Below are 311 nucleotides of genomic sequence, written 5' to 3' on the forward strand. Positions count from 1 at the left end.
CCTCTAATAATGCCTTCTTCTTCTAATCGTTTTCTAAGCATATCTGTTTGTACATTAACAACGGCTCCAATTTTATATTCACGACGGCTTATTTTAAGTCGATCTCCAGGAGCTATATTGCCATCTGTAGCAGAAGACACATATCTTAGGTAGTCGCCTCCATCTGCAAAAAAAGCTTCAAAAAAAGCGGCATGATCAGAAGCATTTTTAGCTGTTTTTAATAATGGGCTGAAAGATGTGCACCCTTGTCCGCCTCCAGCAAAACCTTTAAAAATAATGCCGTGAACTGCGTTTTTCATGGCATGCGAAAT

1 pseudogene is annotated in these 311 nt (G+C 39.2%); it reads right to left on the bottom strand.

Going from position 1 to position 311, the window contains the following annotated elements:
* Positions 1-299 (bottom strand): annotated as a pseudogene (locus LG649_RS16005) (hypothetical protein); the annotation flags it as partial.
* Between the last annotated feature and the right edge of the window lie 12 nt (positions 300-311).

Source organism: Neotamlana laminarinivorans, from assembly GCF_020523925.1.
Lineage (GTDB): Bacteria > Bacteroidota > Bacteroidia > Flavobacteriales > Flavobacteriaceae > Neotamlana > Neotamlana laminarinivorans.